Consider the following 13,106-nt stretch of genomic DNA (forward strand, 5'->3'; position numbering starts at 1 on the left):
GAGAAGTATTTAATCCTCTGCCTTATTTTGTTATTTTTAAAATATAAAGAGTAATATAATCTCGGTTTTTCCTCTTCCCTGATTTTTATAAAAGGTTCTGCTCGCTTATCAATTTTGCCAATACTATCTCTTTCTCTAATATTTTTTATTGCCAAATCATCTAAATAAGGAACTATTTCTATATCTTTTATTTTACTTATTGGATTTTCTTTTAAAAATAAGATCTCTTCTTGAAGATAGTTATAACTCTCCTCTATCTGATTGAATAATAAGAAGAAGAAAATTACCACTGAAAATAGAGAGCAAGAGAATGGGTATCTTTTAGGCGATAGTGGAAATTAAGAAAATAATAGATACCAAAGGGTTCTTTTATTAATAAGTCAAATTTAAAATTGGTAGCAAAGAAAGGAAAATTAAACTCTTGACCAAAAGAGAGATTTTTATCAAATTGAAAATCAAAACCAATCTTGAATCTATTATCCTCTTTTGTTTTCCAATAATAAGTAGAAATTAATATATTTTTGATAAATTTTAAATCAAACCCAAAAATCAATTTTTCATTTATTTCTTCGTCCCAGACTTTTGGTTTATTAATATTAAATAATGCCAAAGAAAAAGATAATTTCTGCCAATTATAGAGAAAACCTAAATGATAAGTAAAAAAGAAATCACCATTATTGGCAATCTTGAAGTAATAGAAATTGGGGGAGAAACCATAAAAGAAATTCTGGATTTTATTAGCATAAATAAAAGAAAAACGGTTTTCATTATAATTGGGATAATAAAGATTCTGAAGTAATAGTCCCAAATTCTTAAATTTTGCCTGTGAATTAAAATAGTTCAAAGAAGTTAACTTATAAAGATTAGTATAAGATAGAAATAAAAGATTTTTCTTCTCTTCAATGAGATAACTGGGGTTAAGATAAAAAGATTTGTTTAGGGGTTTATTAATTACCGAGAGATTTATTTCTTCAATCTCAAAGAGAAGAAAATTAAGTAAGGTAATAAAGAAAACGACCACAATTGGGGCAGGTTTTCACTTCGGTTTTGCAACGGGCAATCACTTCGGAAGGAAGTTTTACATAACAACCGCTGCAATAACCTTTAATCACTTGAACTACTGCTTTTGCGCCGTAATGTTTTTTTATTCGGTCATATTCTTTTAAAAGATTTTCATCAATTTTCTTACGCAGTTTTGCCCTTTCCTTTTCAATTATTTTTATAAAATCAATATTTATCGGTTCAATAACAAATCCCAGTTTCTGATATTCCTTCTGTTCAAAATCTTTAAGAATAGAATCAAACTCCTCTAATTCTCTTAAAAGTTCAATCTGCTTATTCATTTTATCTTCTCTTCAATCTCTTTAATCATTTTTATAAACTCTTGGGGCGTATTCGGGATAACCAATTTTCGTCTTTTAGTCAATTGCTGACAGATAGCCGCAACCCTTCCTAAGGTCAAAAGATATTGATTACCAACATCATGGGGTGGTGCAACGATTAAAAAGAAAAGATGAACCGGTTTCTTATCAATCGCATCAAAATCCACACCTTCTTTTGAATAACCAATCGCAATCTCCAATTTATCAACCACTAAGGAACGACAATGGGGAATGGCAATTCCCTTACCAATACCGGTAGAACCAAGTTCCTCTCTCTTTAAAAGGGTTTCGACTAATTTATCATCTTCTTCGCCTTTTATCATCTTTACCAATTCTTTCAAAACCCCTACTTTCTTTTTATTTTTTAAATCCAGGTTTATCCGGTCGGGTCTTAATAAAGGATAAAATAACATATTACCTCCTTCACATTTTTTCTAAGGGTTTAATCCCCAAAATTTCTAATGTCTTTTTTATTATTTTCCGACAACAAAATGCCAAAAAAACCCTTGCCTTCATCAATTCTAAATCTTCCAAAATCACTCTTTCTTTCTCGTAAAAATAATGAAATTTCTCTGCCAATTCTAAAAGATAATAAACCAATAAATGGGGAGCAAACTCTTTCACTGCTTGAATAATAATATCCTTAAATTTAAGTATTGTCAACATTAAAGAACGTTCTTCTTTGGTTATTAAATAATCCAAATTGACATCTTCTAAAAGGTTATTAAAGTTGTAGCCCTTCTCTTTGCCGTGTCTCTCAATGCTACAAATTCGGGCATGAGCATATTGGACATAGAAATAGGGATTCTCTTTTGTCGCTTTTTTAATCAGTTCAATATCAAAAGTTAAATGTTGGGAAGGTTTTCTCAATAAAAGAAAAAATTTTAATGGATCACTCCCCACTTCGGCTAATACCTCTTCTAAGGTGATAAATTCACCACCTCTTTTTGACATTTTCACTTTTTCACCTTCTCTTTCTAAGGAAACCTGTTGAGCGATAATTACGATGAAATTATTAGTATTAAAGCCTAAACTTTTTATTCCAGCAACCATTCTTGGAATATAACCGTGGTGATCGGGTCCCCAAATATTAATAATTATCTCAAACCCTCTCTTTATCTTATCGTAGTGATAGGCTAAATCATTAAGAAAATAGGTTGCTCTTTTATCTTTGGTAATTAGCACCCGATCTTCACTATCGCCAAAAAGAGAGCTTTTAAAAAATAAAGCATCCTCTTTTTCATAAACCAGATCTTTTGCTTTTAGGATTTCTAAAACCTTTTCCCGATAACGAATTATTGAAGATTCATAAACAAAAGAATCAAAAAAAACACCAAATTTGTTTAAAACCTGTTTTTGCCAAGAAATTATTTCTGCCAAAAGAAAAGAGCGCCATTTCTCTTCTGGTAGATTATTATCTAAAATTTTTTTAGCAATTTCGATTAAATATTCACCTGGATAACCTCCTTCAGGAAATTCACTTTTTATTCCTTTAAGTTCCTTTATTCGATAAATTAAACTCTTTTCTAATAAATCTATTTGGGTACCACAATCATTAATATAATATTCGGTAGAAACATCATAATTCACAAATCTTAAAAGGTTTGCTAAGGCATTACCATAAGCACCGGCTCGTGCCTGAACTACCGAAAGAGGTCCTGTGGGATTAGCCGAAATAAACTCAAGATTCACTTTTCTTTTTTTACCGATATCAAAATGGAGATAATCTTCTAATAATATTTTTCTTAATTCTCTTCTTAAAAAACTGAAAGAAAAGGTAAAATTAAGAAAACCATTACCGCCAATCTCCACCTTCTCATAATCGCTATCGGTTTTTATTTTTTCCAAAATCTCTTTACCAATCTCTTGTGGATTTTTCTTTAATTTTTTACTAAGTAAAAAGAGAATGTTAGAAGCATAATCACCAAATTTCTCTTCTTTAATAAATTCAATTTCATGGCCTGGAGGAATTTCAATTTCGGCTTTCTTTAAACTTTCGACAATCTTCTCACTCAACATATCTCTTTTGGGGAGCATCGCCCCACAATCTTTCTAATCCATAAAATTCTCTAACTTCTTTGAGAAAGATGTGAACCACCACATCAATATAATCAATCAAAATCCATTGGGCGGGATTATAACCTTCAATATGGTGAGGCAAAAGACCTAAGTCATGTTTAATCCGCAACTCAATTTCATCACAAAGGGCTTGGGCATGAGGAATAGAATTGGCGGTAGCGATTAAAAAATAATCAGCAATAGGCGAAAGTCTCCTCAAATCCAAAAGTAAAATGTCGGTTGCCTTCTTATCAATCAAAATCTTTATAATATAATCAATTAGTTCCATTTTTTATTATCTCAAAATAATCCCTTCCCAAAATTATTGAGACAGAAAGATTTAAAGTAGAATCCAAAAAAAGTTCAATACTGGGATAAAATTTACTACCACCCAAAATTAATCTGTCTATCCGCCAAAACTGATTTTTTTTGGGCTTTTTGTAACACAAATACTTTTGGATCAGTTTGCCGTTTCTTAAATTCTTATCAATATGCTCCACCACAACCGTTTTTTCAAAAGTGTCGTTTATCTCTATTACATATGATACCGAAAAATTATACTTTTGTAAATATTTAGCGAAAAGGACCGATGCCAACCTATCACCACTGCCATTAATGAGGGCAATCGATAAGTTTTCGCTATTATTAGGGAGAGAATCCTTTTTAAAATTTTTTCTTACAAAAAAGAGAATAACCACAATAATTACAAGAATAGCCAAAATAATTTTTTTCATTTTATAAGGGAAAGGTAATCCTTATAAGTATTAATCCCTTTTATCTCGGCTGCCTCAGTCCTTATTCCCATTACTTTTATCTTTTTTTGTATTGCCAATTCTATTAAATCAGTTAAATAATATTCCTTTGTAATACAATTCTCTTTAATTTCTCTAATTAAATTATAAATTACTGCTAAATCAAAAAGATAACAACCACTATTAACTTCTTTAATTTTTTTAATTTCTGGTGAAACATTCTTTTCTTCAACAATCGCCAAAATCTCTTTCTTTTCATTTCGCAAAATTCTTCCGTAACCGGTGGGATTTTTTAAAATAGCGGTTAACAGAAGGATACCAGGTTTTTCTTTTTCTGCTAATTTAATCATTTTTTCAATCGTTCCTTTTTTAATTAAGGGAGTATCGCCACAAAGAACGATTACTTTATCCTTTTCCTTTAAATAGGTTAATGCTTTTAAAAAGGCATCACCTGTTCCTTTTGGTTCTTCTTGGCAAGCAATGAGAATCTTTTTATTAGAAAAAAAATTTCGATATCTCTCTCTTGTCTCCTTTATTCCTTCTTCGTTTAACACAACAATAATTTTTTCTATCCTTTTTATTTTTAATAATTTTTTTAAAAGGTAGATAATTATCGGTTGGTTTTTATAAGGTAAGAAAACCTTAGAATAAGGAATCCCGATCCTTCGGCTCCGACCAGCAGCAAGAACTACTGCCTGATAATTGTTTATTGACAATTATTTACTATTTGATTTTTATCATCAACAAAAATTTTTTTAGGAGTGTAGGTGAGTGCTTGGGATGATTCCATTAAGCAGGTGGAAATAACGATTAGTTTATCTCCCACTTCTCCCCAACGAGCTGCACCGCCATTTAATTCACACACGCCGCTCTTCTTTTTCCCTTTCATCACATAGGTTTCAAAACGGGCACCATTATTAATATTAATCACTAAGACCATTTCACCTTCGATGATATCAGCACGTTTTAAAATCTCTTCATCAATTGTGATGCTACCTTCGTATTCGAGATTTTTATTGGTGACCTTTATTCCATGGATTTTACTTTTAACAATTTTTCTTAACATTTTTATTTACTAGCCACACGAGTAAATTCAATGATTGCCATTTGAGCATTATCTCCCACCCTAGTATTAGTTTTAATAATTCGGGTATAACCACCGGTTACATCACTAAATCTTTTAGCAACATCTTCAAAAAGTTTTTTTACCAATTTTCGGTCAGCAAGAAAAGCAAAAACCCGCCGCCGATTAGCCACCGTATCCTTTTTGGCAATATCAATCAAATGTTCGATAAAAGGACGCATCGCTTTTGCTTTTACCCACGTGGTCTCAATCTTTTCGTGTTGCAATAAGGAACGACAGAGATTTTTAATTAATGCCCGACGATGGTCAACATCTCTTTGTAATTTTTTAACTTTCCTTCTGTGTCTCATCTTCTTTTTTGATCTCCTTTAGAATCTCACTCACATCCATTCCCAAACTTAATCCCCATCTTTCTAAAGCACTCTTCACTTCTTCTAAGGATTTTTTGCCAAAATTCTCAATATTCAATATATCCTTTTCGGTTAGTTGTACTAAATCACCGATAGTTTTCACATTTACTTTGCCACCATCTTTATAGCGACCACTTTTTAAACAATTAACCGCTCGATTAGAGAGTTCCAAATCTTCAATATCCCGAATTAAAATTTCCTTTAACCTCTCCTTTTCTCGGTCTGGTCGCTCTTCGGGCAAAAATTCTAAGGTAGTTTCTTTTGGAATTAAACGTTCAAAACTATTTTTCAAAATTCCCGCTGCTTGAATTAACGCTTCGTAAGGCGTCACAGTACCATCAGTCCAAATTTCTAATATTATCCGTTCTAAATCGGTTCTTTCCAAATATTGCATTGTTTCTATTTGATAATTTACTTTTTTAACCGGTGAGAAAAAGGCATCAAGGAAAATAGTCCCAATTGGGGCTTCTTCGTCCAATCTTCTTAATCTTTCCGCAGGCACATACCCACGACCATTTTCTACTTTCATCTCTATTTTTAATCTTTTATCTGCTGTCAAAGTAAGAATGGGTTGCTCAGGGTTAGCAATAATCACCTCCGGAGGAACTTTTAAATCCTTTGCTTTATATTCACCTTCCTTGTCAGTATAAAGATAACAAGTTTTAGGTACTTCCGAATTTAAACGGAGCCTCACCTTTTTTAAATTCAAAATAATCTGTGGCACATCTTCCAAAACATCAGGAATAGTAGAAAACTCGTGCATCACCCCTTCAATCTTCACCTGAGTAATTGCGGCTCCTTGAACGGAAGATAAAAGGCTCCTTCTCAAAGCCGTACCGATTGTGTGGCCCCAACCTCTTTCTAAAGGTTCAATAAAAAATTTAGCATAAGAATCGGTTTGGGTCTCTTTTTCTACTTCTACTTTTTCCAAAATAATAAAATGTTTTAAATAATAAGTCTTTTCTAACATTTTTCACTCCTCACATAATTAACGTGAATAAAATTCAATAATATCTTTTACTGAAACTGGTATTGCGTTTAAATCTTCTTCAGTTGGCATACTAATTACTTTTCCTTTTAAATTTTCTTTATCCAAAATAAGCCAACTCACTCCTGTGCCTTCTTTTTCTAAAATTTCTTCTTTAATTTTTGGAATTAATCTCTCTGTGCCAATAGTAATTTCATCGCCTACTTTTACTTGATAAGAAGGGATATTTACTTTTCGATTATTTACTCTAATATGTCCGTGGGAAACTAATTGTCGCGCCTGCGCCCGTGAAGTGGCAAACCCCAAACGATAGACCACATTATCTAAACGCATCTCTAAGAGAGTAAGCAAAGCATTTCCTGGGTTTGGTTTTTTTTGTGCCATTTCATAATATCTTTCAAATTGATTTTCTAAAATACCGTATATAAATTTCGCTTTTTGTTTTTCTCTTAATTGAATACCATAAACCGACATTCTTGCCTGCTGAGTCTGTGGTTTTTCACCCCTTCTTTGTAAGATGCACTTATCACTATAACATTTTTGACCCTTCAAAAAAAGTTTCTCTCCAAAACGGCGACAAATCTTACATTTTAATTCCTTTGCTCTTGCCATAATTAAACCCTTCTTTTCTTTGGTGGTCGACACCCATTATGGGGAATGGGTGTCACATCTTGAATACTTAGTATTCCTAATCCGGCATTTTGTAAAGCACGAATTGCTGCTTCTCTTCCCGGACCAGGGCCTTTTATCTTAATTTCTACTTTTCTTACTCCCATGGCGTAGGCTTCTTTTCCGGCCATCTCGCCAGCCTGTTGAGCAGCATAAGGGGTTCCTTTTTTAGTTCCCTTAAACCCTGCGCGACCAGCAGATGCCCAACAAATAACATTTCCTTGTTTATCAGTTATGGTAACAATAGTATTATTAAAAGTACATTGAATGTGGGCAATCGCAATTGGTTCAACCTTCTTTTTTCCTTTAGATTTTCCTTTCGCCATAATTATTTACCTTTTTTTGCTTTTAAAACTCCTGATGTCCTTCTTGGACCCTTCCTTGTTCGAGCATTGGTTCTTGTTCTTTGTCCTCTTACCGGTAAACCTCGTTGATGCCTTATGCCGCGATAACAACCAATTTCAATTAACCTTTTGATATTTGCTGCCACTTCTGCCCTTAAAGCACCTTCTACTTTATAATTGGTTTCAATTTCTTTTCTTAAAGCAGTAAACTCTTCTTCTGTTAATTCCTTTACTTTTTTATCACCAGAAATGCCTAGTTTTTCTAAAATCTTTTTAGCCGTTGGTAAACCAATTCCGTAAATTAAAGGTAAAGCATATAAAATTTTTTTATTATCAGGTAAATCAACGCCTACTAATCTCGCCATAATTTTAAAATTTTAATTAAATTTTTTAAAATGTCAATTTCTTTATGTAAAAATTCTTTATATAAAAATATAAGTATAATAAAAATTAAAATTAAATCAAGAATTTAAAGAAGAACCTTTAATTTTTCATTAGGGACATCCGCCATTTTACAAAATTCAATAACTTCTTTCTCCAATTCTTTTTTGCCCACAGCAATTTTTTTAACCTCTTTCGCTAAAGGTGGTGCAAAAAAATAGTAGTAATCCTCATTACCGCCGTAGAGAATCCCGCAAGCAAAATATTCATCATTTTTATCCAACAAACCGCAAGGAATATTTAATTGAGTAATTTCTCCCTCCCAAATATCCCAACTTTTATCAATCAGATAACGTTTTCCTCCTTTTAAATATCGCAACCAAGATTCAATACGAAATTTTTTTCTTTTATTAGGTGATTTTGATTTAATCCCCTTTAAGGCCGAAATAGTAAAAATCTTTCCACCTTCTTCTGTTTCTTTTTCAGAAAAATAATCTTCACCTTTTTGGTTATTAGGAATATCATCAGGTCTGATAATCACTACTACGTACTTGGGCGAAATTAACTCCATTTCTAAAGAGAGAAGTAAACTCATAAAATTTTTGTCGCGTAAATAAGAAATAGATTCAATAATAAATAAATCTAAATTTAAATCTTCACTTAGTAATTTTTTTAAACCAAAGAAGATATTTTTTTGAGCAAAAGGATGAGCCGGAGAAGTAGCACCAATAAAATAGATTTTCTCAGGAGTTACTTCATATAGCCCCTCTACTTCTCTTTCCAATATCCCGATTCCCATCGTTGTTGGAGGACCAATATTAGATTGACCAATATCCATATCCAAAACACCAGTCTTTAATTTCGCCTTGAAACCTTGATTTGCTAAATAAGTAGTAAAAAAGGTTTTGCCAACACTCCCCCGACCTAATACCAAAACTTTTCCCGGAGAGGATACTATCTCTTCACACACCTTCTGCCAAGTTTTCGGAATTTCCATAAGATTTTTTGAAAATATAAGTTATAAATTATTTTGAAAATATAAGTTATAAATTATAATAAAAAGAATATTAAAAATCAAGATGATTAAATTTTTATTTGATTTTATAACAGTTTTGAATTAAAATTTATAATGTCATTACTTTTTATTGTTTTTCTTTTTAATTTTAATGGTGCCCGATATTTAATTATTACTCCTGATGAATATAAACCAATATTGGAAGAATTAGCCAATTGGAAAAATGAAAAAGGAATAAAATCTTATATTGCCACCCTTTCCCAAACTGGCCGTACTTTGGATAGTATTAAAAATTATATTATCAATGCTTATAACAATTGGCCGATAAAACCAGAATTTATTTTGCTTGCCGGTGCTCCTAATTTTATTCCCAGTTATAATTCAAGAATTGATGACTATTATGGAAACCTTACTGGTAATTACTTAATTGAAATTCCCGTCGGTCGCTTACCTTTTAGAAATTTTACCCAATGTTCAACAATGGTAAAAAAAATCTTAGCCTATGAGAAGGGAGAAATCTTTTCACAAGATACAAGTTTTATTTTAAAACTGACAACAATCGTCAGGGAAGACCAGCCTCCTGATCCTTATTATCAAGCGGATGCACGATATATAAGAAATCTTGCCTTACAGAACGGTTTTATCCTTGCCGAAAGTCTTTTGAATTTTTTAGGACATAATGCTAATGATGTTATCAATAGTATGAATGATGGTCGAGCCTTTTTAGTTTATCGTGGTCAAGGAACTGGCAATTGGTGGTCACCCTTTAATATTAATGTTGCTTTGGCAAACAATTTAAATAAGTTGCCAATAGTTATTTCTGCTACTTGTCAAACGATGGCGTTAGGTGTGAATGAAAGTATGTTGGGTGAAGCTTTTATGAGATTTGGTAAACCTTGTTCTTTAAAAGGAGCAGTTGCTTTTTTTGGCACCACGTGGACCGGTAGCCATATTTCTCAGCAACGTGGCACCTATGCCCGAGCATTTTTTGATGCTATCTTTAATAATAGAATTTATAAATTAGGTTTAATTCATAAAAGAGCGAAATATGTTTTAGATTCAATTTTTCACGACCAAACCCGTTATCAGGAATGGAATTTTTATGGCTGTCCAGAAATGCCGATTTGGACACAAAAACCAAAGAAATTAATAGTTGAGTGCGAAACAATTGTTAATTTACAGCCACAAGAATATGTAATTAGAGTCAAAGATTTTGCAACCCAAATGCCCATTCCTAATGTTTTTGTCTGTTTAACAATGGATTCTACTATTTATCTTTTTGATTCTACCGATAATTCCGGCTATGTCCGTTTTAATTTTTCTCCTTCTCATCTTGGCAATTTCAAGATTGTTGCCCATTATTATAATTATTTACCAGAAATCAAAATTGGTAGAGTGATTCCAGGAAATATTCCTTATTTACAATATCAAGGTATTACAATTAATGATTATCCTAACGGCAATAACGATAATCAAATAAATCCGGGCGAAGAAATTTGGGGCTATCTAAAAATTAAAAATATTGGTCAATATCCAGCTTATAATGTAAAAGGTATTTTAAGAAGTGAAGTTGTTAATATCTTAGATTCAATATTAAATTTTCATAATATTTTACCTAATGACAGTTCTTCTGCTTATTATCGTTTTTATACTCCTCAAAACTGCACCGCTTATCAACAAATACCTTTTAATTTAATTTTAAGAGATACCTTTAATAACCAATGGCAGATTAATTTCTCCTTAATGGTGTTCGCTGGTAAGATCAAAATAATCTCTTTCTTTATCAATGATTCACCACCTTTTGGCAATAATAACCATCAATTAGGTAGAAACGAAGGAATAAAATTAATTCCCAAAATCAGCAATATAGGCAATAGTTTTTTAAAAAATATCGGATTAAAAATTTTACCAATTGGTATTACCCAAAATTATATTAATTTAATTGATTCTTTAATTAATATATCTTTTATAAATTCTAACGAAACCATCTTTAATCCCGAAAGATATTTTACTTTAACTTCTTCTGCCAGTTTACCAACAAATTATCCTTTTCCTTTTAAGTTATATCTCCGTGCCTTTGGTGAAACCTATCAAATTTTTGACAGTTTCAGTTTTAATTTAGTATCAGAAAACTTAGGAAATATTGAACCGGTTGGTCCGGATAATTATGGTTATTATGCTTATGATGATGTTGATACTTTAACTGGTCAAGCACCAGTTTATCAATGGTATGAGATATCTCAAATTGGAAGAATGATACCGGAAATATCTAATCATGATGCCGCAGTAGTTACACTTCCTTTACCTTTCCGTTTTAAATATTACGGAATCTGGTATGATTCAATTTCTATCTGTTCTAATGGATTTTTGGCAATGGGCAGAACCAATTATCGTTTTGGTAATAATGGACCAATTCCTGATACCAGTGGACCACCGGCAATGATTGCTCCCTTCTGGGACGATTTAAATACCGACGAAAGCCAGAATAATGGTTATGGAGATATTTATGAATATTATGACCAAGAGAACCATCTTTATATCGTTGAATTCTACCAAGTTGCTCATCATCGCCGACCAAATGTGCGCGAAACCTTTCAAGTTATCCTTTATGACCCAAGATATTATCCAACACCTACTGGTGATGGTGAAATAGTCTTCCAATATTATCTTGTTGCTGACCCAACGAGTTTAACCTTAGGAATTGAAAACCCTCAAGAAAATGACGGTATCCAATGTCTTTACAATAGTAATTACCATCCTAATACTGCCTTGCTTACTTCTCGTCGGGCAATTAAATTTACTACTAAAAGACCACTAAATAAAAGACCTTATTTAACAATTATCAATATCTTTGTTTCTGATTCTTTAGGAAATAATAATGGAATTTTAGAACCAAATGAGAGAATTTTATTAACCTTTCAAATTAAAAATTTTGGCGATACTACCGCTTTTAACACCTTAGGGATTCTTAGAAATCTTGATAATAATGTTATCCTGATTGATTCTATCAAAACCTTTGGCAACATACCAGTTGGTAATAGTGTCTCTAATTTTTCTCCTTATATTTTTGATATTGTTTCTCAACCAAACGACTCAATTTTAGATTTCTCTCTTGCCTTAAATTGTGATAATTACTCAATCAATATTCCTTTCTATCTATCAATTGGTTATCAAAGTGAAATTAAAGAAAGGTTTTCAATAATAATTAAAAAGAATTCCCAATTAAAATTTGATAAAAAGAATTCCTTAATTTTAAATCCTTTAGGTCAAAAGATAAGTAATGGAAAATTAAAAAAAGGAATATATTATCTTTTAATAAAAGAAGATAAAAAATGGATAAAAAGAAAATTTATCTATTTGCCTTAATTTTTCTATTACTTTTTACCACAATTAATGCTTCTATTTCTCATTATAATTATGATGAAATAGTTACCAAATTACATTATCTTCAATATCAATATTCGGAAATATTAAAACACCGATTTAAATTTCCTGATAGGTATCATACCTATGGAGAAATGGTCAACGAATTACATTATCTCCATATTCAGTATCCAGAGATCACCAAAATATATATAATTGGCTATACTCAGAAATTTAATCTACCTATTTTGGCAATAAGAATAACTTCTAATCCCGACGTTGAAGAACAGGATAAACCATCTATCCTTTTTGATGGAATTCATCATGCCTCAGAGATTCTTGGTTGTGAAATGTGTCTCTATCTTGCTAATAAACTATGTCAAAATTATTATTGTGATACATTAATAAAAAGTTTTGTTGATAATTTAGATATTTGGATTGTGCCAATGGTGAACCCTGATGGTCATTATATAACTGAATTAGGCTTAGATTCCATTTGGCGGAAAAATTTAAGGGATAACAATAATAATGGTAGGATTGATTTAGATTATGATGGTGTTGATTTAAATAGAAATTATGATTTTCTATTTGAACGTGGAGGCTCAAACGAACCAAGTAATCGTTATTATCGTGGACCTTATCCTTTTTCCGAACCAGAAG

17 protein-coding genes are annotated in these 13,106 nt (G+C 31.7%); 2 read left to right on the plus strand and 15 right to left on the minus strand.

Going from position 1 to position 13,106, the window contains the following annotated elements:
• The 15 genes from ABIK75_07610 to ABIK75_07680 all read right to left on the minus strand — a co-directional run.
• Positions 1–290, minus strand: a 290-nt coding sequence (locus tag ABIK75_07610; protein ID MEO0090952.1) for a hypothetical protein, incomplete at its 3' end; no start/stop codon positions are given.
• A complete protein-coding gene (locus tag ABIK75_07615; GenBank protein MEO0090953.1) occupies positions 284–1,021 on the minus strand; it encodes a hypothetical protein in 738 nt (245 codons plus the stop codon). The genes ABIK75_07610 and ABIK75_07615, both read right to left, overlap by 7 nt.
• The gene (locus tag ABIK75_07620) at positions 993–1,343 is read right to left on the minus strand and encodes a C4-type zinc ribbon domain-containing protein (GenBank protein ID MEO0090954.1); all 351 of its coding nucleotides are present in this window, start codon (positions 1,341–1,343) and stop codon (positions 993–995) included. The genes ABIK75_07615 and ABIK75_07620 overlap by 29 nt, the downstream gene beginning before the upstream one ends.
• A complete protein-coding gene (locus ABIK75_07625; GenBank protein MEO0090955.1) occupies positions 1,340–1,795 on the minus strand; it encodes a PTS sugar transporter subunit IIA in 456 nt (151 codons plus the stop codon). Before ABIK75_07625 ends, ABIK75_07620 begins: the two co-directional genes overlap by 4 nt.
• A 10-nt stretch (positions 1,796–1,805) precedes the next feature.
• Positions 1,806–3,419, minus strand: coding sequence for an arginine--tRNA ligase (gene argS, locus ABIK75_07630; GenBank protein ID MEO0090956.1), 1,614 nt, complete (start codon positions 3,417–3,419; stop codon positions 1,806–1,808).
• Positions 3,391–3,729, minus strand: coding sequence for a ribosome silencing factor (gene rsfS, locus ABIK75_07635; GenBank protein ID MEO0090957.1), 339 nt, complete (start codon positions 3,727–3,729; stop codon positions 3,391–3,393). The genes argS and rsfS overlap by 29 nt, the downstream gene beginning before the upstream one ends.
• The gene (locus ABIK75_07640; protein MEO0090958.1) at positions 3,716–4,174 is read right to left on the minus strand and encodes a hypothetical protein; all 459 of its coding nucleotides are present in this window, start codon (positions 4,172–4,174) and stop codon (positions 3,716–3,718) included. The genes rsfS and ABIK75_07640 overlap by 14 nt, the downstream gene beginning before the upstream one ends.
• Positions 4,171–4,908, minus strand: coding sequence for a sugar phosphate nucleotidyltransferase (locus ABIK75_07645; protein MEO0090959.1), 738 nt, complete (start codon positions 4,906–4,908; stop codon positions 4,171–4,173). Before ABIK75_07645 ends, ABIK75_07640 begins: the two co-directional genes overlap by 4 nt.
• Positions 4,899–5,258 carry an aspartate 1-decarboxylase gene (gene panD, locus ABIK75_07650; GenBank protein MEO0090960.1) on the minus strand — a complete coding sequence of 120 codons (360 nt, stop codon included), beginning with the start codon at positions 5,256–5,258 and terminating at the stop codon, positions 4,899–4,901. Before panD ends, ABIK75_07645 begins: the two co-directional genes overlap by 10 nt.
• A 2-nt stretch (positions 5,259–5,260) precedes the next feature.
• Entirely contained in the window at positions 5,261–5,626 is a 366-nt protein-coding gene (gene rplQ / locus ABIK75_07655; GenBank protein MEO0090961.1) for a 50S ribosomal protein L17, read from the minus strand.
• Positions 5,604–6,656 (minus strand): DNA-directed RNA polymerase subunit alpha, encoded by a 1,053-nt coding sequence (locus ABIK75_07660; protein ID MEO0090962.1) that lies wholly within the window; start codon positions 6,654–6,656, stop codon positions 5,604–5,606. The genes rplQ and ABIK75_07660 overlap by 23 nt, the downstream gene beginning before the upstream one ends.
• 18 nt (positions 6,657–6,674) lie before the next feature.
• On the minus strand, positions 6,675–7,286 hold the full coding sequence (gene rpsD / locus ABIK75_07665; protein MEO0090963.1) for a 30S ribosomal protein S4: 612 nt from the start codon (positions 7,284–7,286) through the stop codon (positions 6,675–6,677).
• Between the two features lie 2 nt (positions 7,287–7,288).
• Positions 7,289–7,669: a 30S ribosomal protein S11 gene (rpsK, locus tag ABIK75_07670; protein ID MEO0090964.1), complete on the minus strand. Its 381-nt coding sequence runs from the start codon at positions 7,667–7,669 to the stop codon at positions 7,289–7,291.
• A gap of 2 nt (positions 7,670–7,671) precedes the next feature.
• Positions 7,672–8,052: a 30S ribosomal protein S13 gene (rpsM, locus tag ABIK75_07675; protein ID MEO0090965.1), complete on the minus strand. Its 381-nt coding sequence runs from the start codon at positions 8,050–8,052 to the stop codon at positions 7,672–7,674.
• 104 nt (positions 8,053–8,156) lie between these two features.
• Positions 8,157–9,065: a Clp1/GlmU family protein gene (locus ABIK75_07680; protein ID MEO0090966.1), complete on the minus strand. Its 909-nt coding sequence runs from the start codon at positions 9,063–9,065 to the stop codon at positions 8,157–8,159.
• Positions 9,066–9,197: 132 nt separating this feature from the next.
• Here ABIK75_07680 and ABIK75_07685 point away from each other — a divergent pair, with 132 nt between their 5' ends.
• Together ABIK75_07685 and ABIK75_07690 are read left to right on the plus strand one after the other, a co-directional pair.
• Complete coding sequence (locus ABIK75_07685) at positions 9,198–12,449, plus strand: C25 family cysteine peptidase (protein ID MEO0090967.1); 3,252 nt, start codon at positions 9,198–9,200, stop codon at positions 12,447–12,449.
• Positions 12,416–13,106 (plus strand): M14 family zinc carboxypeptidase (locus tag ABIK75_07690; GenBank protein ID MEO0090968.1); only part of this gene is annotated, 691 nt, incomplete at its 3' end. The genes ABIK75_07685 and ABIK75_07690, both read left to right, overlap by 34 nt.

Source organism: candidate division WOR-3 bacterium, from assembly GCA_039801725.1.
In the GTDB taxonomy this organism is placed as follows: Bacteria; Hydrothermota; Tepidihabitantia; order Tepidihabitantales; family DTDR01; genus DTDR01.

Excerpts from the sequence above, each read along its gene's own strand:
- ABIK75_07680 (MEO0090966.1), bottom strand. The coding sequence starts at position 9,065 with ATGGAAATTCCGAAAACTTGGCAGAAGGTGTGTGAAGAGATAGTATCC.
- ABIK75_07640 (MEO0090958.1), bottom strand. The coding sequence starts at position 4,174 with ATGAAAAAAATTATTTTGGCTATTCTTGTAATTATTGTGGTTATTCTC.
- ABIK75_07625 (MEO0090955.1), bottom strand. The coding sequence starts at position 1,795 with ATGTTATTTTATCCTTTATTAAGACCCGACCGGATAAACCTGGATTTA.
- rpsK (MEO0090964.1), bottom strand. The coding sequence starts at position 7,669 with ATGGCGAAAGGAAAATCTAAAGGAAAAAAGAAGGTTGAACCAATTGCG.
- panD (MEO0090960.1), bottom strand. The coding sequence starts at position 5,258 with ATGTTAAGAAAAATTGTTAAAAGTAAAATCCATGGAATAAAGGTCACC.
- argS (MEO0090956.1), bottom strand. The coding sequence starts at position 3,419 with ATGCTCCCCAAAAGAGATATGTTGAGTGAGAAGATTGTCGAAAGTTTA.
- rpsD (MEO0090963.1), bottom strand. The coding sequence starts at position 7,286 with ATGGCAAGAGCAAAGGAATTAAAATGTAAGATTTGTCGCCGTTTTGGA.
- rsfS (MEO0090957.1), bottom strand. The coding sequence starts at position 3,729 with ATGGAACTAATTGATTATATTATAAAGATTTTGATTGATAAGAAGGCA.
- rplQ (MEO0090961.1), bottom strand. The coding sequence starts at position 5,626 with ATGAGACACAGAAGGAAAGTTAAAAAATTACAAAGAGATGTTGACCAT.
- rpsM (MEO0090965.1), bottom strand. The coding sequence starts at position 8,052 with ATGGCGAGATTAGTAGGCGTTGATTTACCTGATAATAAAAAAATTTTA.
- ABIK75_07660 (MEO0090962.1), bottom strand. The coding sequence starts at position 6,656 with ATGTTAGAAAAGACTTATTATTTAAAACATTTTATTATTTTGGAAAAA.
- ABIK75_07620 (MEO0090954.1), bottom strand. The coding sequence starts at position 1,343 with ATGAATAAGCAGATTGAACTTTTAAGAGAATTAGAGGAGTTTGATTCT.
- ABIK75_07685 (MEO0090967.1), top strand. The coding sequence starts at position 9,198 with ATGTCATTACTTTTTATTGTTTTTCTTTTTAATTTTAATGGTGCCCGA.